Source organism: Sulfidibacter corallicola (genome assembly GCF_017498545.1).
GTDB classification, from domain to species: Bacteria; Acidobacteriota; Holophagae; order Acanthopleuribacterales; family Acanthopleuribacteraceae; genus Sulfidibacter; species Sulfidibacter corallicola.
In genome coordinates, this window is the sequence record NZ_CP071793.1 from 927,299 (window position 1) to 949,212 (window position 21,914).

Annotated in this window: 11 protein-coding genes; 9 read left to right on the top strand and 2 right to left on the bottom strand. The window is 64.1% G+C overall.

The features are described 5' to 3' along the window. Nucleotides 1-493 precede the first annotated feature (493 nt). Nucleotides 494-5,290: a beta propeller repeat protein gene (locus J3U87_RS02655; RefSeq protein WP_237381477.1), complete on the bottom strand. Its 4,797-nt coding sequence runs from the start codon at nucleotides 5,288-5,290 to the stop codon at nucleotides 494-496. A 1,181-nt stretch (nucleotides 5,291-6,471) separates the two neighbouring features. After that, on the bottom strand, nucleotides 6,472-7,839 hold the full coding sequence (locus tag J3U87_RS02660; RefSeq protein ID WP_237381478.1) for a tetratricopeptide repeat protein: 1,368 nt from the start codon (nucleotides 7,837-7,839) through the stop codon (nucleotides 6,472-6,474). 330 nt (nucleotides 7,840-8,169) lie between these two features. Between J3U87_RS02660 and J3U87_RS02665 the strand changes: the two genes are divergently transcribed. From J3U87_RS02665 to J3U87_RS02705, 9 genes are all read left to right on the top strand, one after another. Beyond that, a complete protein-coding gene (locus J3U87_RS02665; RefSeq protein WP_237381479.1) occupies nucleotides 8,170-8,727 on the top strand; it encodes a hypothetical protein in 558 nt (185 codons plus the stop codon). Between the two features lie 261 nt (nucleotides 8,728-8,988). Further along, nucleotides 8,989-9,516 carry a hypothetical protein gene (locus J3U87_RS02670; protein WP_237381480.1) on the top strand — a complete coding sequence of 176 codons (528 nt, stop codon included), beginning with the start codon at nucleotides 8,989-8,991 and terminating at the stop codon, nucleotides 9,514-9,516. A gap of 172 nt (nucleotides 9,517-9,688) precedes the next feature. Further along, on the top strand, nucleotides 9,689-10,819 hold the full coding sequence (locus J3U87_RS02675; protein ID WP_237381481.1) for a phage tail sheath subtilisin-like domain-containing protein: 1,131 nt from the start codon (nucleotides 9,689-9,691) through the stop codon (nucleotides 10,817-10,819). Nucleotides 10,820-10,849: 30 nt separating this feature from the next. Then, complete coding sequence (locus J3U87_RS02680) at nucleotides 10,850-11,344, top strand: hypothetical protein (RefSeq protein WP_237381482.1); 495 nt, start codon at nucleotides 10,850-10,852, stop codon at nucleotides 11,342-11,344. After that, complete coding sequence (locus J3U87_RS02685; RefSeq protein WP_237381483.1) at nucleotides 11,344-11,814, top strand: hypothetical protein; 471 nt, start codon at nucleotides 11,344-11,346, stop codon at nucleotides 11,812-11,814. Before J3U87_RS02680 ends, J3U87_RS02685 begins: the two co-directional genes overlap by 1 nt. Beyond that, a complete protein-coding gene (locus J3U87_RS02690; RefSeq protein WP_237381484.1) occupies nucleotides 11,811-13,502 on the top strand; it encodes a hypothetical protein in 1,692 nt (563 codons plus the stop codon). The genes J3U87_RS02685 and J3U87_RS02690 overlap by 4 nt, the downstream gene beginning before the upstream one ends. 27 nt (nucleotides 13,503-13,529) lie before the next feature. After that, the gene (locus J3U87_RS02695; RefSeq protein ID WP_237381485.1) at nucleotides 13,530-14,129 is read left to right on the top strand and encodes a hypothetical protein; all 600 of its coding nucleotides are present in this window, start codon (nucleotides 13,530-13,532) and stop codon (nucleotides 14,127-14,129) included. Nucleotides 14,130-14,146: 17 nt separating this feature from the next. Further along, nucleotides 14,147-17,572, top strand: coding sequence for a hypothetical protein (locus J3U87_RS02700; protein ID WP_237381486.1), 3,426 nt, complete (start codon nucleotides 14,147-14,149; stop codon nucleotides 17,570-17,572). An 87-nt stretch (nucleotides 17,573-17,659) separates the two neighbouring features. Further along, nucleotides 17,660-21,865 carry an NHL repeat-containing protein gene (locus J3U87_RS02705; RefSeq protein WP_237381487.1) on the top strand — a complete coding sequence of 1,402 codons (4,206 nt, stop codon included), beginning with the start codon at nucleotides 17,660-17,662 and terminating at the stop codon, nucleotides 21,863-21,865. Nucleotides 21,866-21,914 lie beyond the last annotated feature (49 nt).

A 21,914-nucleotide genomic window follows, 5' to 3' on the forward strand; every position in this document is an offset into this window, starting at 1 on the left:
AAGGTTATGGGGTGGGGAGAACTGCCGTAAGGCGACTGGGAAAATGCTGACTGAAAAGGAAAAGCAAGAGATCGTTTACATTTGTTTTACATTGATCGATTCAGATGTGCAAGTGTGATTTCTAATTTTCTTGCATCGCCGTGCCCGATGTGCCGTGGCTCACGCATGGCCCTGTGATCCCAAGGCACAAAAAAAGGCCGCCGGGGAGGCCGACGGCCGAGAGGGAGACGCGGCTCAGGATTCCGCGTCAGTTTGGAGATTTGAAACGAGTTGGTGCCCCTCCAGGAAAAGGATTCTTCTGAAAATGTTCCTCTGAATTGGCAGGGTTGCCAACGCCAACTGGTATCGGCAGTCAGGTATCAGGTGTCAGCTAATTGCCTATGAACAAGGATCTTGCTGAGACCTGACGCCTGATCCCTGATCGCGTGCCCATCCAGCCGGACCGCTTGGGTTGTAGAAATGATTTCGTTTCTGGATGGGCACGAGTTGGCGGTTACGGGGCGAAATCGATCACCGTCGCGTTGCCGATCGCGGGTTCGTTGCCGTCGTTGAAGATGAAGGCCACGCCCGCGATGGGGCCGCTGTCGGAGACCGCGACCACGTAGAGATCCTCGTCGCTGCCGATCAGGTCGTTGACCACGGCGGCGAAGGGCTGCATGGGCGCCAGGTTGCGCAGGGTCGCGGTGTCGGTTTTCACCAGGCCGCCGTCCTGACTGTAGAAGTACAGGGTGACGTTGGTGGGCTGGCTGGAGACGTTCACGACCACCGGCGCCGAGGTCAAGCCCTCGCTGGTGGGCAGGAAGCCCAGCAACAAGGCCTGGCCGGCGCGTTTGTTGGCGCTGGACCCGATGGTGGCCAAGTTGGCCGCCACGCCCTGGGAGGGGCTGCGTCCCGAGGCAGCTTCGAGGTTGTTGGTGACCCAGCGGGCCTGCAGTCCCGACGACTGCGATTGGATCCGCACGCTGAAACCGCCGCGGTCGTGCAGCTCGGGGAACAGGTCCCCGGCGACCGCGCCGAAGAAGCCGTTGGCCGCGACCGTGGCGGTCGCCGATGCCGTGTCCCCGGCGCGGTTGACCGCACTCAAGGTCAGGTTGGCCGACGCATCTCCGGGATTGTTGACGATCACGATGCTGTCGAAGTCCGTCGCGCTGGAAACCCAGGGCAACAGCAAATCGCTGGCGCTGCCGTCGTTTGCGGTCAGTGCGGTGACGTTGCCCATCGCGGTCTCGCGCTGGTCGTTGAAGACGAAGACCGTCCCGGTCAACGGCTGGTCGGCCGTTTCGGCGATCAGGTAGACCTCGTCGGTGCCTTCCGACACCAGTTCGTTGACCGCACGGGCGTAAGGCATGCCTGGCGCCAGCCCCGCAATGGTACTCACCAGGGCCTGGAGCGGGCGGCCTTCTCGATCGAACCACCGCAGCGTGACATCCGTGGCGGCGTCGCCGGTATTCACGATGACCGGCGCGGCGGTGGTGCCCGGTGTTCTCGGCAGGTATCCGAAGACCACTTGGCGGCCCTTGCGCTCGTGATCGGTGCCGGCCGTGATATCGACCGCGACGCCTTGGGAGGGCGATTTTCCCGTGGCCGAAAGTTTGTTGTTGGTCACCCAGCGTCCCCGCACTTGGGTCGCGGTGGTGCTCAAGGTGACCGAATATCCCGGCGGACCCTGGAAATCCGTGAACAGCTCGCCGGCGCCGCGGCGCAGGAAGCCGCGCGGCTCGATGGTGAAGGGACCGGCCGTCAGTTGGTCGCCGCCTTCCCGCTGGGCCAGGAAGGAGACTTCGGCGGGCGTGTCGCCGTGGTTGTTGGCGATCAGGATGCTCTCGAAGTCGTCGCTGTTGGAGATCCAGGGGTACAGCAGGCGGCGCGTCAGTTGGACGGGTTCCACGTTTTCCCCGAAGATGCGCACGTTGTCGACGACCCAGCCCCAGCCGACGAGGCCCGGATCCGAGTGCAGCCGGAAGCGTACGTGGATCACCTCGCCGGGTAGGAAGGTGTCGTGCACGTCGATCTCGTGGGAGACGAACATACTCGAATCGGGCGGCGTCCCCGTGTTGAAGGCGTTGAGCCAGGCGCTGTTGAAGCGGGCGTCGTAGCCGGCCGACAGCGGTTTCCAGTTGATGCCGTCGCGGGTGGCCTCGACCACCGCGAAATCGAAGAACAACGGATTGCCGAAGACGCCGTTGCCGGCTCCAGGCTCGAGAACCGCGATGTCGTCGTAGGTCAGGGTCGCGTCCTCGGCGGGAACGACCAGGGGAAACGCCAGTTGGTGAATCACGTCGACGCCCACCGGGTAGGGGTGCGGCGAGTGCAGCGCGCTGCCGGTGAAGCCGGTGGCGGTCGTCACCGAGAACGCGGTGCCGATGAAGTCGGCGGCACTCGCTGGATCTTCGAAATCGGTGGCGTAGTTGCCGCGCGTGTCGGCGACGGTCACGGACAACTGCTTGGTGGGCGAACTGAAGGTCTGGCCGTCCTTGGTGGCCACGATTCGGAACGACAGGTTCCCGCCGGCCTCGATCGGGAAGGAAAGTGTTTTGCCGATGCCGGGATCGTTGCTCGTGAGGGTGGAAATCACGGTGCCGTCGCGGATGATCTGGGTCTGGTCGTAGGTGGACCGCAGATCGAATTTGACCGTCACGGTCCCGTTGGGGTTTTGGGCCACGGCCGTGAGCCGCGGCGTGAGTACCGCCTCGGGCGGGCGATAGCCGGCCAGTTCGGGAAGGTCCAGGGTCCAGATGCCGCGGCCCTGGGTGGCCGCCAGAATTTGGCCCTCCACCAGGGAGAGCTCGAAGATGGCGACCTGGGGCATGCCGCTGTCGCTCAATTCCCAACTGGCGCCGCCGTCTTCGCTGACGAACAGGCCGATCTCGGTGCCGGCCCACAGGATTTGATCGTCATGGGGCATGACCAGCAGCGTGAACACCGCCACGTCGGGGAATCCGTTGCTGCTGGTGCCGTCGCCGTTCGCGAAGCCCGAGAGGTCGGTCCAGGTCTGGCCGAGGTTGGTGGTGCGCAGGATTTTCGCCGCGCCGGGAGCGGAGAACAGCAAGTAGGCCGTGTTGGGATCGGCGGGGTGGGTGGCGAGGCCCGAGGACTCGGTCAGGTTTTCGGCGGGCAGGTTGGCGGTGACTTCCTGGTAGCTCAGGCCGCTGTCGGTCGAGACGTGCACGCCACCGCGGCCGCCGGTCGGCGGATCGAGGCTGATCCGCGAGGTGGCCCAGACCACGTGTGGGCTGGCGTTGGCGACCTCCACGTTGGCGAACGGCCGGTAGCCCAACCAGTTGCCGCTCATCGGCGTGAGGGTCCAGGTCGAGCCGAAATCGTCGGACCGGCCGATGCCGGCGGTGCCGATGATGAACACCAAATCGGGGTCCTGCTTGCTGGAGGCGAGCTTGGTGATGAAGGGTGGGAACCCGGTAATGGCCCCACCGGCCAGGGGGCTCCAGGTGAGGCCGCCGTCGGTGGATCTGGCCAGGCCGTTGAACTGCGAGCCGCCCAGCAACAGGCTGGGGTTTTCGCCGTGCCACACCGCTTCGAAGCCGTCACCGCCGATGGCGGGGAACCAGGGTGATTGGGCGTTGGGATCGGCGCCGGAGAAAAAGGTGCCGTTGTCCTGCATGCCGCCGATGTAGGCGTTCATGCCCGGGGCCTTGTCGACGCCATAGAACTGGGTCGATGTCTGGCCGGTGATCTGCTGCCAGGAAGCGCCGCCGTCGGGTGAGTGGGCCACACCGCCGTCGTTGGCGTTGAGGATGCGGTAGGTGCCGTCGGCCGGGTTGGGGATCGTGGTCAGCCAGTGTTGGTCGGCGTGGACCACGGGCAGGCCGAACTGGTTGGGGATCCAGAAGGTGATTGGAAACGTCACCCGTTGGTTCGTGGTGGGATCCACGTTGGCGCGGTAGATGTTCACGCCGCCGAGAAACACCACGTTGGGATCGAAGGGATCCACCACGATCGTGTTGTCGAACCAGCCGGCCGTGTAGGCGCCGTTCGCACCGGATTGCCCCAGGTTGTTGAACCAGTTGGGATCGTTGCCGGTATCCACCAGCACGACCCAGGTCGCGCCGGCATCGGTCGTCATGTAGAGGTCGGCGATGCCGCGCGGGCGTTCCACCGCCGCATAGAGCCGGTTGGGATCGGTGGGCGAGATCGCCAGTTCCGTGCGCACGCTGATTCCGGCGAGGCCGGTGCCGGCGTTGGTGGGATTGCCCACATCGCTGGGGAGCGCGAAATTGTCGGCCGAGACCGTCCAGGTCAGGCCGCCGTCGACCGACTTGATGACGCCGACCTCGTTGACCGAGGCATATAGGTTGTTGAAGTTGCTGGGGTCGGCGATGATCTGCTGGACGCGGTTGTCGGTGGCCGTGCCCAGTGCCGCGTCGGCGTCGTAGACCTGGGTCCAGGTTTGACCGCCGTCGGTCGAGCGGAAAATGCCCGATTTGCGTTCACCGCCCTTGGGGCCCAGATGGCTGAAGCTGTCGTTGCTGCAGGCGAGTACCAGGTTCTCGTCGTTCGGATCCACCACGATGCGGTTGATCGCCTGAAGCAATTCGCCGTTGGCGGTGCTTTCCAATTGGAACCAGGTTTCGCCGTGGTCGGTCGATTTCCAGATGCCGGCGCCGATGAGTTCCACCACGCGGCCGTAGCCCATGCCGGTCCCGGCGTAGAAGACGTCCGGATTCGACGAGGACTGGACCAGACAGGACGTGGCCAGCGAGGTGAAATTGGGTGTCTTGCTCTCCCAGGACTGGCCCGCGTCGCTGGTTTTCCAGATGCCGCCGCCAATGGTCGCGATGAACCAGGTATTGCCGCTCGCGTCGGCGGCGTCGACCACGATGGCGCGGGCCCGGCCGCTGACGTTGCCCGGTCCGCGTTCCACCCAGGGCAGGGGTTCGCGTTTCTTCCGTTTGGCGGCTTCGGCCTTGCGGTACTCGCGGACGCGGTAATTGGGCCCGTAGGTGCGCCCGTCCGCACCGGTCTTGATCTGGGCGAAGGCCTCGATCAGGAGGCCGGGGTTTTCCTGGCCGGGCTGGCGTCGTTTGGTGGCGTCGATGAGGCCGGCCTTGTGCCGCACCTTTTCGATGGTGCGCTGAAGTTCGGTGCGCCGAAAGTCGTCGATGCCTGGCTGGGCCCGTTGATCTTCGAGGTAGCGAATGATTTCGAGGGGATCGAAGACGCCGCTGACATGGGTGGGGGCCGCGGTCGTCGGCTTCGGAGCCGTCTCGGTCATCACCACCGCGAGAAATGCCGCGGACACAAAGAAACTGGCGAACCATATATTTAGTTTCATATGCCTTCCTTCGCAAGAATAGGGTACCCATCGCATCGAAGCGCGATCCCTGTGCGGGTCTCGCTTCCGGAACCAGCTCCCCAGGGCGTGTAACCCAACCGGGTCGAGCGGTGTCGACGCGGGGCGGGTGAAGGCGAGGAGGGGGAGGGGATCGGGATGCCGTGACGGAGCGGCCCGCCCGGTGGGGGCGGCCCATAACGGGAATGCCGAGCCGCGGACACGCCAGGTGATCCAGGGCGGGGATCACGAGGCGTGTCCGCGGCGATGTAAGGCCTTGGAGCCTCTCCATCAGGTTCTGTGGGTCGCTGTGTTTACTCTAGAAAAGGAGGCCACTGGCGGCAATAGCGTCGAATTCTCAAAAATCGGAGGGCAACGGTACCCATTTTTCTAAGTACTTGTGCTCATGGGAGCAGGCCACCACCCAGCCAGGCGTGAACCAAAAGGGTAGTTTTCCATCCCGATCAGCGATGACCGCGAGTTTTTACCACGGAGGTCACAGAGATAACGGAGATAAAAAAGTGATGTCGTAAGTTGTTCTGTGAGTTGGGTTTGTGAGATACGTTCCACTTTGGAGCGAAGTGCGAAATACTCGAATATGGAGTAGAAAACCTAATTTGGTGATTAGGTTTGAGATTTCACCCAAAAAATCTGTCCACGGATCACACCGATCGACACGAATTTAAAAACCATTTGGGATTCGTATTCCCGGTTTTTTGAGTGACCTGCGGTACTGGGGGAACCATGCCGCGGAAATGCTTTGATTCGTGTCCATTCGCGTGATTCGTGGACAAAATGTCCTGTTCCAAGAAACGCCTTTAGAGTACTTTTCTCGGCGGAAGCCACCCACTCGAGCCCCACTTCTCCGATTCGAGAGACGGTGCTGCTTCAGCCCTGCCTGTCGATCTCGACGAACTCAGTGAACTCTTATGCAACAAACTCTGTAAAGCTCGAAGATAAAGATAAAAACCTAAAAAGGCGGATGTGCAGGGAGTTCGTCGAAAAATGTCGGCCCGGCGGGCCAACTTACTGCAACGACGCCCCTCTCACAAATGCGGGAACTCCCAAACGATTCGCTTCGATTAGTTACCCACCTGAAACCCGGGCCCCCGGCCTGGGCAACGACTCAGTGGTAAAAAAAGAGTTATGCATCAAAAACCCTGTCCCTACGGTGAACCCAAACCTCAATCCTCCGTGTGGTGGCGCTCGAAATGTTTGATCAGCGCCGGGAACAGGTCCTTGTGGAAACACACGTTGTCGCCAATCTTGTTCTGCAGCATCAAGCCGTCCAGGCCCTCGGTCCCCATGCACATGCGCAACACTTCGTGGCCCTGGATGCCCACGTACGACGCACGCAGGCGCTCGTCCTCGGGGTCCACGTAGAACAACGCGAAATGGTGGTCGTCGTAGAACACGGTCGGTATTTCCACCTGGTGGTCGTCGTCGGTTTTGAAGGGACCCGGCTGTTCGGGCAAACTGCCGCGGGGGTTGGTGAAGACCGTGATCAGCGGCAGGGCCAGGTACAGGCGGCGCACGTCGTCGTCGGTGCGCTCCTTGGAAATGGCCTGGATCAATTGGTTGAGGCCTTCCACGTCCAGTGTTTCCATCGCCGCGGCGGGTTGCGCCTGGGCGGCGGGTGCGGCTTCGGCCTCGGCGTCGCTTGCCTGGGGCTCGCCGGTGGTGCCGGTCCGCAACTGGGTCAGGTACTTGATCGCCGCCTCGGCCAGCGGATGCTGGCTGTCCAGTTGGTCGGCCACCTGGGCGAAATTGCCCGCCGCCTCGTGCGGTTCTCCCAAGTTCATTTGAATCAAGGCCAACCCGAAACGGGCCTCGGCGTAATGGGGCGCCAGACTCAGGGCCTTCTCGAAGTCCGCGACGGCGTCGTGCAAATCGTTGCGACCGGAATGGAGCAGGCCGCGGTTGTAATAGGTGGCGGGCTCGTCGGGGTCGATGCCAATCGCGTCGTCGTAGGCACCGAGCGCCTGGTCGTCGTCACCGAGGCGGGCGAACACGACCGCCAGCCGGTTCCAGACCGAGACGTCGTCCGATTCTTCGGTGGAGCCCTGTTCGGCATCGGCGCGGGCCTGGGCGGCATCGCCCACTTCGAGGAAGGCGAGCGCCCGCATCGAGAGCACCTCGGCGGTATCCGGTGCGGTCTCCATGGCGCGGGTCATGGTGTAGATGGCCTGGTGGAATTTCTGTTGGCTGTAGTAGATCTGTCCCAATTGAAGATGGGCCCGCCACTCACGGGGGTTTTGCTGGATCGCGTCCTTGAAGAACGCCTCGGCCTCTTCCAATTGACCGGCGCGAACCAAATCGAATCCCGGGTTCAGCGGATCCGACTCCGGATCGAACGCGATTTCCGGTTCGTCGTCTTCCGCCTCGTCGGTCTCGTCCTCCGCCATGTCGCTCTCGTCGTTTCCGACCAGCGCGCCCGCCAGCGTCGATAAGGCCTCGTCCTCGGTGAGGTCTTCGGACGGTTCCGGTGATTCGTCTGCCGCCGTCGGGGGTTGAATCGGTGATTCGTCTTGATCGTGATCGGGATATATCATAGGTACCGCCTCCGGAATCGTTTCGTGAATAGGTTGCGCATCGCCTGGTGCTTGCCTGTCCGGCGAAGGCCTGCCGCGGGCCTTCGGGAGCGCCTCGTCACAGGTCGGGCCGGTTGCCGGCGCGTCCCAGTCCGCACCTTAGCAGCATGCGGGTCGGGGTTCAAGGTGCGCCGCCGTTCCCCGAAACCGAGCGGGCCCCCGGTCTCGTAGCGATATGATGAGGACCGTGGGTCGGGATACCCGCGCTCGGTGCCGGGATGTCGGACCGGGCCCCTGTCGCGCGGCTCCGCGAAACGGCGAATATTCGGCAAACGAAACAGGTGGTGCAGCATGTGTTCGAGCTTGATGATGGTGATCGGATTGACCTTGTTCTGGGGTGGGGAAACGGCCGCCCATCCCTATGGCGAACCCGATGCGGCGGTGCCCGAGGCGGCCCAGTTCCAGTACTGTCGCGGGAAATGGCTGGTGACCATCGAAGCTCGCGACGAGCAGGGTCACTTGAAACCGATGGAGACCCAGGGGCCGATCATTTCCATCGGCCGCTACCTCGAGGATGGGCGCACCTTTCAAACGACCTTTTCGGTGAATCGGGGCAAGGCCTTCTTTTCGACCCAACTCAAAGCCTGGCACAGCGAACGCAAGCGCTGGGTCAATTCCTTCGTCAACGCGCGCGACCAACGCTGGGTCAGCAGTGATTCCTTCTGGCGCGACGGCGAAATGGTGACCCTGGTGTACGCCGGCTATACCGCCAAGGAACCCTACATGTCGCGGGAAACCGACAAGGACATCGGCAAGAACCGATTCGTCAAGGTGGTCCAGCAATCCCACGACGGCGGAGCCACCTGGGCGCGACCCGCCTACATCCTGACCTACACCCGCATCGAGTGAAGGCGACGGGCGGTGAATTGCGAGCATTTCGACGCGGTGACACTCGATTCGAGAAGTGAACTTCGGCAAAAGAGAAACTTACGGGGTTGACATCAAATTGCCTCGAATCTAATGTTGGGTTATCCCCTCCTTCTCGATATTCACCTTTTTTGCTCCATCACCCCTCGTCGGCAAATGTTCCGATTTGCCGAAATGTACCTATATGCCCGAGTTGAGCGTTTCTTCCGAATCGTTCGCCGCGGGTTATCGCGTAGGCACTTCATGGACCTATTGTATGACCAGGCGCTTCAAGCTTTGGAAGCTTCGGTGCGGACCCTGACGGGGTTCCCCCAAACCGGTGACGCGGCGGACGCTTCACTGCACCTGCTGCCGCTGGATTACGGCCCGAGCGGGATCGGTGGTTTCGTCGGCCTTCAGGCGGACCCGCCCGGGGAGATCACCGCTCGCCGCCTGCGCTGCCGCCTGGTGTTCTCGATTACCACCGCCGATCGCGACACCTTCTTCTCCCGCTGCGCCTCGCTGCGCCGCGCCCTGCTGGGCATCGGTCGCGGCGATCGCGTCGTCCACGGCGTGCGCCACATCGCCTGTGACGATTCGGTCCTTTCGATGCCTTCGACCGCCCAGTCCGGGCTCCAACAGGGCCAGCTCCACTTCAAGATCGATTACGAGTTCACCAAACACCCCGAGGCCGCGGACGCCGCCATCGATCGCATACCCGTGAACCTTCACGTCGAAACGGGCCAGGCGCCCCATGCGAGCGAGTCGTTCGAGGTCCCACCACCGCCCTAAGCCGCAGATACGTGACATATCCCGACCTTGTCAGCATGCATCAACGTTCGCCCGGTCCTTTCCGGCCCACCCGTCGTGCGTGAGGTTCGGCCCGGACCAGGGTCTTCGCGGCCCCGCTCCGCGCGTTCGACGCGGTCGCGAAAGGGCGTACCCAACGGGAGGTTTGGACTTCATGGCTGAAGATATTGACTTCGGGAGCCTGGTGGTTCCCGGTACGTTCATCCGCGTTCGCGCCGAGGGCCTGATCAGCGCCGGCGGCATTTCCACCGGCAACATCGGCATCGTCGGCACCGCCGCCAAAGGCTACGGCACCACGGAGATCCTGACCGACTTCCGGTCGGCCGTGAACGCGTTCGGACCCTACGACAGCTTCGAGACGAAAAAGCACAACCTGGTGCGTGCGCTGGAGCTGTTGTTCGCCAACGGTGCCCGCACGATCTACGCCCGCGCACTGGCGCCGACCGATGCGGAAGGTGTCGAGGACACCGAAACCTTCACGGCCCAAAACATCAACGCCCAATTCGCGGAACTGGTCAAAGACGACGTGAACATTCTGGTCCTGCCGGAATCGGGCGCGGCCGACGCCTCGACCATCCTGCGCGCGCTGGTGGAGAACAACGAGACCCACGGCAAGGATATGATGGCGATCGTCGGCACCGATCAGAGCACGGTGGCCAACATCACCGGCCAGGTGACGGTCAACGACCGGCTCGTCTTCTGTGCGCCGGGCCTGATCGTCAAGGAACCGCGTACCAACCAGGCGGGCAAGGTGGACATGGTCGAGGTCAGCCTGCCGGGCACCTACACCGCCGCCGCCGTGGCCGGCCTGCTCAGCTCGCTCAGCGTGGCCACCAGTCCCACCAACAAGGGCCTGCCCGGCGTGACGAAACTGGGCCAGACCTTCAATTACGGCGAGTTGACCGCGTTGATCAACGGTGGGGTCCTGGTCCTCGAGAACCGCGGCGGGGTCCGCATCGTGCGCGGCGTGACCACCGAGCAGAAAGACGGCTTGCCCTTCCGCCAGATCAGCACGCGTCGCATCGTGGACTTCGCCAAGGCCGGCGTGCGCAAAGTCGGCAACACCTTCTTGGGCCGCCTGAACAACGTGCGCGTGCGCAAAGCGCTGCAGGGCGCCATTCAGGGCTTCCTCGACACCATGGTCCAGGGCGAGGCGCTGACCGGCTACGACCTCGAAGTCACCGCCACCCGCGCCGACGAAATCGCCAATCGGGCGATCGTCAACCTGCGCCTGCGACCCACCTTCAGCATCGACTTCGTGGCCGTCACCCTGACCCTCGAATAAACCGACTCAACGTCTTTGGAGGATTCGACCATGGCCAATACCAGCGTCTACACCGGCGCCGACGGCTCGATCACCCTTTCCGTGCCCAGCGGGGCGGAAGGCGAGGCCGCGGACGCCATCATCAACGAGAACGAACTGATCTCGGTGGGGCGCGCGACCGGCGTGCGCGTCGAGGTCCACACCGATCTGAAAGCGTTCCACGAGCTGGGCCAGCGCTTTCCCACCCAACTGCGACCGGGCAACGTGTCCATTTCCGGCTCGATCGGGCGGGCCTTCATCAACGGTGCCTTGTTGAAGCTGCTGCTCGGCGAGGGCGCCAACAGCCGCCCGGCCGGGGCCTTCATCCAGCCGGCCTTCAACATCACCCTGCTGCTGGCCAATCCGGCCACCGACGGCGTGCAAAACACCGTCACCCTGCACGACGTGAAGCTGGCGAACTGGGTCTACGAGATCCCCGAGGACCAGTTCGTCATGGAGAAGGTGGGGTTCATGGCGGCTTCGCTCACGGTTCAGGACGAGGGCTGATGCTTACCTCGGAAGAATTGTTGGCGGGGGCCGATCTGACCTATGAAATCGAGATCCCGGCCCACGTCCTCCAACCCGACCCGGACAAGGCGCTGCCGGACAAGCCGCTGGTCGTGCGCCTGCGGCCGCTGAACGTGCGCGACCTGCAGCTCATCACTCGGGCCGCGCGCGAAAAGGACAATCTGACGGCGACCCTGATGGTCAAGCAGGCGCTGGTGGAACCGGAACTGGGCGTGACCCAGATCGGGGCCATGCACGTGGGTCTGGTGCAGTATCTGTTGGAACAGGTCAACCGGATCAGCGGGATCACGACCACGGCCGACGAATTGAGCCGCCAAGCCGAGGCGCCCCTGGCCCGGGCGGCCCACATCCTGGCCCGTGAATACGGGTGGACCCCCAGCCAGGTCAACGAACTCACCCTGGGTCAGGTGCTGCTGCACCTGCAAATGCTCCACGAGGGGGCGACGTGAGTCATCGAGCCGAACCCAACCCGATCGGTGCGGCCGTGCGCGCGTTCCGCCTGACCGCGGCCGCGCTGGATCCGCAACTGGAACGGCGGTTGGCGCCGTTGCTGGAAGCCGACGATCTCGCGGCCTGGCTTCGCGCCGAATTGCCGTTGCGGATGGGTTCGCCGTTCGATCATCTCGGCCTGACCGTGCAACGGGAAGCGGGCGCCGACGAGACCTCCGGGGCGGCGCGACGCGCGGACGAGCCCGGCGCGATCGGGGCGCGTGCAGCCACAACCCGCCGTTCCTCGATCGAGGAAGGCGGTTCGCGAAAGACCCAACCCGCGCTCGATGGATCGACGGTGAATTCGGCCAAGGCCAGCGACGTGGATCCGGGCCCCGCGAACAGGACGGACCCCGGATCCAAGGCGGGCCCGCAGCTCTCCAACGGACGCGATCTGTTCGCCCCATCGGCTCCGCGATCGCCCCGAGCCGGTTTGGCGGCCATGGCGCAAACCCTGGCGCGCGGCATCGCCCCTTCCACGCGGACGTCCGGGCCGGACACCCAGGTGACGGCACCTTCCGGTCCACATCGGGACTCGTCGCCTTCGGGACCGCCCGAACGGGTTTCGGCCGAATCACCGGATCTCACGGTGCCCGACGCGAAAACGGCCGTGTCGCCTCCGGCGGGTGGCGGCCTCGGGTTACAATCCGTGCCCGATCCGCAAACGCACCGCCTGGCGTTCCAGGCACCGTTGGCCCTGTTGGAAGTGTTGGTCGAACGGCTCACCCAGGATTCGGACCGAAGTGTCGGCGATTTACCGGCCCAACCGCTGCCGTTCCGTTTGGCGGACGCCGGCGAAAGAAGCGCGAAAGGGGACAGGTGCCCGAATCCGCCCGAACCGTCGCTGTCTCCTGGCGCGGCCTCCGCCACATCCGCGCCCGATGAACCCACGGGCCCGCTTTCGTCGCTGACGCGAGAGCTCATGGGCGGCTACCGCCGTGGGTCCGGTTCCGGGGGATCGACCGCGAATTTGGTGGAAACCGATTGCGTCGACGCCAAGCGGCATCGCCAAAGCCTCGGCGCGCCGGCGGCTTCCGCGTCGAGGCGCGACCGATCGAATGAGGACAGCCACCAAAGGGCACATCGATCAGGTGGGCCAGATGGGGACACCCATCAAACAGTGAATCGATCAAACGAGACCGGCCACCAAACCCCGAAACGCTTCGATGCCCCGCGATTGAATGAGGACAGCCACCCAAAGCGATCCATCCGGTCAAACGAGCACGGCCACCAAAGGGCGCATCGATTGGAAGGGGACAGCCACCAAAGGGTGCATCGCGACCCGGTTCCGCTCTTCCCCCGGAACCGCGAGCCTGCCAATCCCAATGCCGCCAGGGCTTCCGGGGCCGAGAACCGATCCCCGAGTGTCGACCGCTTGCATGGCGATGGTGCGGCCCTTTACGCCGAGTCCGCCGGCGCCGATCGGGGACGGCGCGGGCATCCTGAGCACCCGACGCCCAACTCGGAAACCGGACCCTTTTCGCTGGGACCGGAGCCCACCGCGAACCCCGCTGCTTCCATCCATCCGCGAGAACCCTTCGCGCACCCCGCCACGAGAGCCCACCCGCTCGATCCCCACGAAATCGCAGACCAACTCAACGACATCCTGATCGAACAGGCCCGCCGCCACGGGCTCGACATCCATTGAGCCTCGATCGGCGAGCACGGTAGCGCCATGAACGTCAAACCCCTTCTCGACAACTGGGAAATCCCGCGCATCTCGCGGATCGAAACGCTCGAACACCGACACTTCGCCGAATTTCCGGTTCCGGGCCGGATCGGCAGCCTGTTTCAAGACCTGGATACCGCCCCGACCGGCATTCTGATCGAGGGCAGTCTCTACGGCGACGAAGCGCGCGACACCTTTTTGGAATCGCTGCGCGAGAAATACAAGGCGGGTGAGCCGATGACCTTCGTGGCCGATATCCTCACCGCAACGGAAGTCCAGTACGTGGTGGTGACGCGGCTGCACATGTGCGAAAGCAGCGCCGACCCGGATGTGATCCACTACCGAATCCACCTGCACGAAAGCCCGCCCCCGCCGCCCGACCCGGATCCCTTCGGCGATCTCGATCTGGGCTTGTTGGACCTGGCCGGCGACTTCCTCGACAGTCTCTCGGGCGCGCTCGACCTCCTCGACGGGCTCGGCTCGATCCCCGACATCGGCGATCCCACGCCGCCGCTGACCCAAGCCGTGGACGGTATCACGAACGCCACCAGTGGCTTGGGCGACGCGCTCGAACCCTTCAAGACAATCTTCGGCAGCGATACCTGACCGGAACGGAAACCACCATGCCTGACGGATCCATTCACGCCCAAATCGAAACCCTGGAAACCGCGTTTGGCGGCATCATCGCATTGCGCGGGGAAGCCGGGGCGAACGGGACGGGCGGCACGGGCCTGCAAGGTGCCGCGAGCCTGACGGTGGGCGGCCCGACGAACAGCGTGGCCACGATCGAAGTTCAATTCGAGGGGCAATCCGGCCAGTTGCTGAACTTCAACCCCAGCGAGGCGATCGCACAAATCCAGACGCTGTACGAAGCCCTCGAAGACGGCTTCCAGGTGGAAGACCTGGCCGTGTTCGCGGGCTTCCTGGAACGGCTCGATGTGGCGCAGGGCGCCTTCGCCGGTGATTGGCTCGATGACATTCAGCGCCTGCTGACGACGATTCAAACGATTTCCCAGGGCATCCCCCAAAACCGGGCCTCGGTGTTCGCCTCGCTCCTGGACCAGATCCTCGGTGCCCTGGCCAAGCTGGGCGGTGAAGACGCGCAGGTCATCATCAGTTGGATGCGCGCCCTGGAACTCCAGGTCCGCGAAATCCTGCCACTCATCGTCGAAGGTCAATCGTCCCCGGATCCCGCGGCCTTCCTGGTCGCGGTGCTGCAGCGGGCGGCCAACCAGATCTTCGAGATGTTCGGGCTCAGCCCCGTGCGCCACTTCTTCCAAGCTGTCGAGAGCTATCCGGACAGCGTGCTGCCGCAAGCCGGCCTGACCGACCTGGGCTCGGTCATCGGCGAGTTGGATCTGATCTACGTGGACCTGAACGGCGCGCTCGCGGGAGACGACGCCGGCTTCCGCGACGCGGTCCTGGCGGGACAGGATCGCGTCCTCGCCCTGCAGCGCACCTTGCGTCCCTTCATGAGCGTCCTCTTGGGCATCACCCGCTCGCCGATCTTCCAACCCGGTGGCCTGGAGGCCTGGCTGCGCGAGCTCTTCGAACAGGGCGAAAGTGTCGCCGTCACCGAGGCCCGCAACATCGAGAGCCCCTACGACGCCCTGCTGGACCGCATCGACGAAGCCATCGCGGACATCGACCTGAGCGTCGTGCGCACGGAAGTGCTGGGTTTCTTCGAGTCGACCCGCGACGCGCTGGCCGAGGCCCAAATCGACACCGTGGGCGACCAGCTCCTGGCCAGCCTTGGGGAGATCGATCGAGCGGTGATCGATTTGCAGGACCAGATTTCCGATCTGATCGAGCAGGCCGGCGGCGCCTTCGACTCCCTGCTGGCCCAACTGCGCGAGGCGTTGAGCGCCCTGGGCAGCTTCGACGACGCGGGCACCTTCCACTTCAATTTCGAGAATGGCCTGCGCGATACCCTGAACCAGGCGAAGGTGGCGATCGGCGGCGACCCCAACAGCCCCGATTCGCCCAGCCTCGCCGGCATGCTGCACGATTTCCAAAGCGGGATCGACAGCTTCCTGCAGTCTCTGGACGAGCTGCTGACGCCGGTGGGCGAGACGGTGGACGGCGCCGTCACCACGGCGGTCCAGGGGGTCCAGGACTTCGCCGACTTCATGGATGGCCTGCAGATCGGCGATTTGATGGAGGCCCTGCGCGCCAAGGTCGACGAAATCCTCGACACGCTGCTGCCGATCGATTTTTCGGTGGTGGTCGACCCGATCGTCACCGAGCTGAAGAGCAACTCGGATAAACTCGGCAAGGTCAACGCCGATGAACTCAACGACATGTTGCGCGCCGCCCTGGCCGCGGCACTCGACGTCATCATCGACATCGATTTCACCGTCACCATCTCGCAACCGCTCGAAGACCAGTTCGCCGAGGTGCGCGCGGTCCCGGCCGCGGCCATCGAGGAGCTGCAGCGCCGTTACGAGGAGGCCCTCGAAAAGCTGGAGGAGTTGGGGCCCGAACGCCTGGTGGAGGCCCTGCTCCAGGCGTTCGACGTGATCGAGCAGGTCGTGTCCCAACTGGATATTTCGCAACTGTTCGCCCCGCTCGACGAAATCCACCAACGATTCCTGATGGAGCCCCTGCAGGCCCTCGGCCCCGATGCGTTGCTGCAACCCCTGGTGGCGGGTTTCCAGCGGGCGATCGCCCCGCTGGACGCCTTGCAGGGCGCCCAGCTTGTGGCGCCGCTCGACGACGCCCTCTCCCAGTTCAAGGACCAGATTCGCGACTTCGACATCGAAGCGCCGATCCGCGAGCTTTCCGATTCGCTGGAGCAGGTCAAGACCGATCTGCGCGAGATCCGGCCCTCCGAACTGTTGGACGGCCTCATGGCCGATTGGGACCGGTTGGTCGCCGAGATCGATCGCTTCCGTCCGAGCGTGGTGTTCGAGCCGGTGACCCAAATGGCGCAGCCGCTGCTGGACCTGGTGGAAACGGTGCAGGAGGAGACCGTCGAGGCCATTCACGGGCTGTTCGCGGAGCCGCTTTCCCTGCTCGCCAAACTGGAGCCCCAGGAATTGCGGGCGCTGGTGATCGCCAAGATCGAGGCCGTCGAAGCCGCGGTCGCGACCTTGGATCTGGCCAACGTCCATCAACGTCTGGAAGGCAGTTTCTTCGACGTGAAAACCCAGGTCAGCGCCGGCGGCAGCGATGCCCGTCTGCAAGCGTTGTCCGTGGTCGACCCCGGCATCTACCTGGGGCCCACGGTGCAGGAGTTGCGCGCGCTTCAGGACGCCTTGGCCGCCGCCAAGACCAACGTGGCCGCGTTCGATTTGACCGACCTGTACGCCGTCTTCCGCGAAAAAATCGAGGGGCTGCTGCCGCCCTACGCCCAACGCCTGACCGATCCCGAAGCGTTCAAGGCGCTGATGCGGCGCGCCAACCCGTTGCGGTTCCTCGACGACCTGGACGCGCGCTTCAACGAGATCGTGGACCGGTTGATTCCCGTCGATCCCCGCGAACTCGCGGCCGAACTGGATGCCACCTACCAGGCCGTGCTCGACCAGGTTGAGGCACTGGGATTTGCGGAAGGCCTCGATCAGGTGCGCACCACGCTGGATCGCATCAAGGGAACGGTCGATTTGATTCGCATCGACTTCGTGGCGGGCGGCATCGACCAGGCGCTCGACGACATTCGCGCTGTCGTATCGGCTCTCGATCCCAGTCGCCTGATCGAGGCGCTGAACCCATTGTTCGAAGAAGTCACGGCCGTCGTCGAGAATACCAAACCCTCGGTGCTGTTGGCGGGGTTGCAGGCACCCTTCGAGCAGATCCAGCAGATCCTGACCGGGCTCGACCTGCGGGCCCGCCTCGAGGAACCCTTGCGCCAGGCCTGGGAGGCGATTGCGGCGCTGCTCGCCGACATCGATTTCCGCATCATCCTGAGCCCGGTCGACGAAAAACTGGCCGAACTGCAGGCCGCCTTCCTCGCCGCGTTGCGCGAGGTCGAAACCGAATTCGACACCATGCTCGGCACCGCCAAGACCGTCGTGGGCGGAGGTGGCGTCTCGGTGTCGATCGCCCTGTGAATCCCGCGTTCCCCGCTCCGGCTCCCCATTTTCCCGACCTCGTCCTCCACGACCGCCGCCCCGCAACCCACCCTTCGAGATGACTCCATGGAAACAGACGTTCACTTGATAATCGTGACCTTCGATCCCTCCGCCGGCGAGCGCATTCCCGTGCCCCAGGCCCGGGTGCGCGTGTTCCACGACGGCAGTTTCGGCAATCCCGAAATCAGCGGCGGCGCCCATACCACCGACGCCCAGGGCCTGGTGACGGTGCCGATTACCCATGAAGAGGGCGGGGAAGGCGATCTGATTCCCTATTTCGAAATCGAGCTGGACGAGGCCGATCGCAGCCTGGGCACCCAGCGCGGCGCGGACCTGGTGCTGCCCGCGATCTGGGCGACGACCCACCACTACGGCGATCCCGTACCGCTGATCGCCGAACACGCCGACCCCGCCAACCCGTTCGTCATCCACATCGGCCTGGAAGCGGAACTGCGCCTGTCGTACGCCGACTTCCACCCTTCGGGCCTGCGCAACCCGATGGCGCTGCCGGAAGACTGCGGCCGGCTGCGGCTGGTGGACGTGGACTCGCCCGGGGTGTTCCAGATTTTCAACCCGGACGATGGACTGAGCGGTTTCGGTCGCGACGGCCTGGGTCAGGTCATCGAAGTCGGCGACGTGGACGGGGCATTGCCGTTTTTCGACGAATGGCCCACCACCTACCACGCCTGGGATTCGATCGCGGTGGGCTCGATCGCCATCGACGACCTGGCGCCGATCGTCGATCCACCCGGCTTGCCGGTCGGCAACCTGGGTGGCGGGAGCTACGGCCAAGTGGGACCGCTGGGTTCCCACCACGAGGGGTTCGTGTTGCTGTGCGACGACAACCAAGTCCACCGCTTCTATCCCGACGGGACCTATTTCGAAACCCTGGGCGATCCGCGCAACCAAAATTTCGTGCAGCCCGCGGGCCTGGCGCCGGACGGCCACGGGAACGTGTTTCTCAGCGATCGCGGCGGCAACTTCCTGTCGATCTACGTGCCCCAGATGCGCTACAACCCTCTGGGTGGCCTGTTCAGTATCGACAGTGTCGTCAGTGTGATGGGCACCGGCGGCTTCATTCTCAGCCAGCCGGCGGGCATGGCCGTGCTGCCCCATCCCGACCTGGAGGGCACCGAGCTTCTGTTGGTGGCCAACAGCGGATTGGGCGAAATCCTGGTGTTCGAGGTGGTCATCACCAGCGCAGTTCCGAAGGCGCGACTCTTTGCCGAATCGCCGCGGGTCGAGCTGCATTTCAAGACGCGCTTCGGCAGTCAGGGCAATGGTCCCGACCAGTTCCAGCAGCCGCTGGACGTGGCGGTCGATGCCGCGAACAACATCTGGGTGGCCGACCCGGGCCTGAACCGCGTTTCCCACTGGACCTACGACCGCGCCAACGATTCCTTCGATCCCCAGGGCCTGGTGGGCAAACCCGACTTCTCGGCCGGATCCGGTTCGGGCGAATTCGATCAACCCGTGGCCGTGGTCGTCGACGTCACGCGCCACTTTCTCTACGTGGCCGACAAGGACAACCACCGAATCGTGCGGCTCGATTCGCGAAGCGGCACCGAACTGAAGACCTGGATCCCCCAAATCGACGGTGCCGACGTGACGCCGGTCGGCTTGGCGATGGACCCGCGCGGCCGCATCACGGTGGCCGACGAGAACGCCGGACGGGTGTTGCACGCCGAGGTCTTCGACGCCGACGGCTCGGCCCGCACCGGAGCCGACGACCCGCGCCCGCTGGGCGAGCCCTGGCACGACCGCACCCACCCGACCCACATGCAGGCGCCGGCCTACGTCATGCTGGACGGCGAGCAACGCCTGTGGGTCAGCGATACCGGCAATCGACGGGTGCTGCGCTTCAGCCGCAACGCCAACCGGGTGCTGGAACTCGAAGCCGGCGCCACTTTGACCCATCCCGACCTGAGAACCCCGGTGGGCCTGGCCCTCGCCAGTGACGGCACCCTGTGCGTAGCCGATCGCGATCGCCACGTGGTGCGGCTGTTCCAGGGCGGTGCGCCGACGGTCCTGATCGGGGTGGACGGCACCAGCGGCAACGACGACGCCCACTTGGACGGCCCCCATGGGCTGGCCATCCGGAACGACGATGCCGGCGAGGCGCTGTACATCGCCGACACCGAGAACAACCGCATCCAGGTGTTCTCGCTTGCCGGCGTCTTCCAAAAAACGCTGGATCCGCCGCCGCAGACGTTCGAGAGACCCCACGACCTGGTTTTCGATGACGCGGGTTTTCTCTACATCACCAACACCCTTCAGCAGGAGATCGTGCGTTACGACGCCAGCGATGCCTACCTGGGCGCGATTCGTCTCGATCAGTTCAGCGAGACGCTGCAACACCCGATCGGCATCTCGGTCGACCACGATCAAAGGTTGCTGGTGACCGATTCCACCCAGGCCAAGGTCTATCGCCTGACTCCCGATCACCAGGTCGGTGCGACCGAATCGCTGACGGCCTATTGGGATTTCGAGAACCTGCTCAACCAGGACCTGGAGGATCGCCGCATCTACAATCGGGACCTGGAGCTGCAGGTTCGGCCCCATCTACCCTCGCGGGCCGTCGTGGATGCGGAAGGCCTGCTGGCGATCGCCGACACGGGCCGCCACCGCGTCCGCCTCATGCGTACCTGCACCCGCTGGGTCGGCAACTTCTTCGAGATCGGCCGCCACACCGGCGTCGACAACCTGCCGGATCTCGAGGTGCGCCTGGAAACTGTCGTCACCTGGCCCGAACTGGAGGTGACCGTTCAGGTCGGCGACGTGAGCATCTTCGACGAGACCCAGACCTACACCTCGCCGGAATCGTCCGAATTCCTCGGCGACCGCTACACCCACGAAGCGATCATCTCCGGCGATCGCACCGCCGAGGCCATCAACGTCCTGCGCGTGGTGCGTGAATTCCAGACCTGGCTGCGGGCGCTCACGGCCGAAGCCAACCCCTTTCACTGGGGGCACCATGTCTCCAACCGACTGTACGTCTTCGATATGATCACCCATTTGGTCAACCCGGGTTCCTACTACTTTATGGACGTCAATCTGGACGACGACGGACGCGGTCGCGGCGGCGACGGTTGGGACAACGGCAACACGGTGCACGAGGTCGGCCACCACGTCGTGGCCAAGGCCGACGGCAGCCACCCACCGCTTTCCATCATCGGCCTGATCCAAATCGGCGGCAGCCACAGCCGCAGGCAAATCCACAACCAGACCAAGGTGTTCAGCGAGGGCTTCGCCTCCTTTTTTCAGGCCTCCTGGGGCAGCGAGTACGGCATGATGCATCGCCAGAGAGGCTATTTCGCGCGCCCCGCCTTTTCCACCCAGGACCTGGACGAACTGGAAGAAGACGATCGCGAGGTGTTTCTCTACGGAGGGCCGTTCACCAGTCCCGTGCCGATTTTCGACGAACCCGGCCAGGGGCTTTTCAGCGAAGGCTACCTGACCAACATGCTGTACCAGTTCCAGAACCTGCTGATCAATCCCGGCATCGGCTTCGCGGACAACCCCGCATTTTGGCACTACTTCAACGTGCCCTTTTCCGAGGAGGCCTCGCGGCGATTCGTCGATTTCTTCTGGCGACCCTTCCGCATGTGGCCCTCCGACGAATGGGACGACCTCTCGCGCTTCTACCTCACCAGTCTGCTTCGCTCGGTCAAGGACAACCAACCGGGGTTCCTGCAGATGGTCTACGCGTTCTTCGAGCTCCACAACATGCTGATGCCGCGCATGGCCGTGACCCACGAGGAAGAGGACGACGAGCTCGACGATTGGGATTCGGTCGACGTGGCGGCCGACGGTGCCGCGATCCTGGCCATTCGGCTGACGGATATCCACGGTGACCCACTGGAAAACTACGCCATTCGCCTTTCCTGCAACGACGACATCAACCGCTTTACCGTCCTGAGCAATCCCGTCCCGCCCTCGGCGCGCGGTCGCATCGATCCCAACCCCGGGCCACCCGATCGGGAAACCCTCACCCAGACCGACGGCTCCGGCAACCTGCGCGTTCGGTTCCGGCCGGACCAGGTGCCCGCGCCGATCTCCGAAGAAATCCTCACGATCGAGTACCAACCCGATTTCGAACGGGACCAAATATTTTCGCCACCGGAGCCCACCGACACCCGCGAGATCACCTTGCGCCGGCTCTTCCTCCACCAGGCACGCCTGTTCTGCAAGTCCTGGCGGACGGCCGGCACCACTATCGGCAACTGGGGTGCCCACATCCGGCACCGGGTGCCCTTCGAGGTGGAATCGTGATGATCGGAATTGCACCGATGTCGCCGGGCGCAGCCGTGCCGGTCCCATG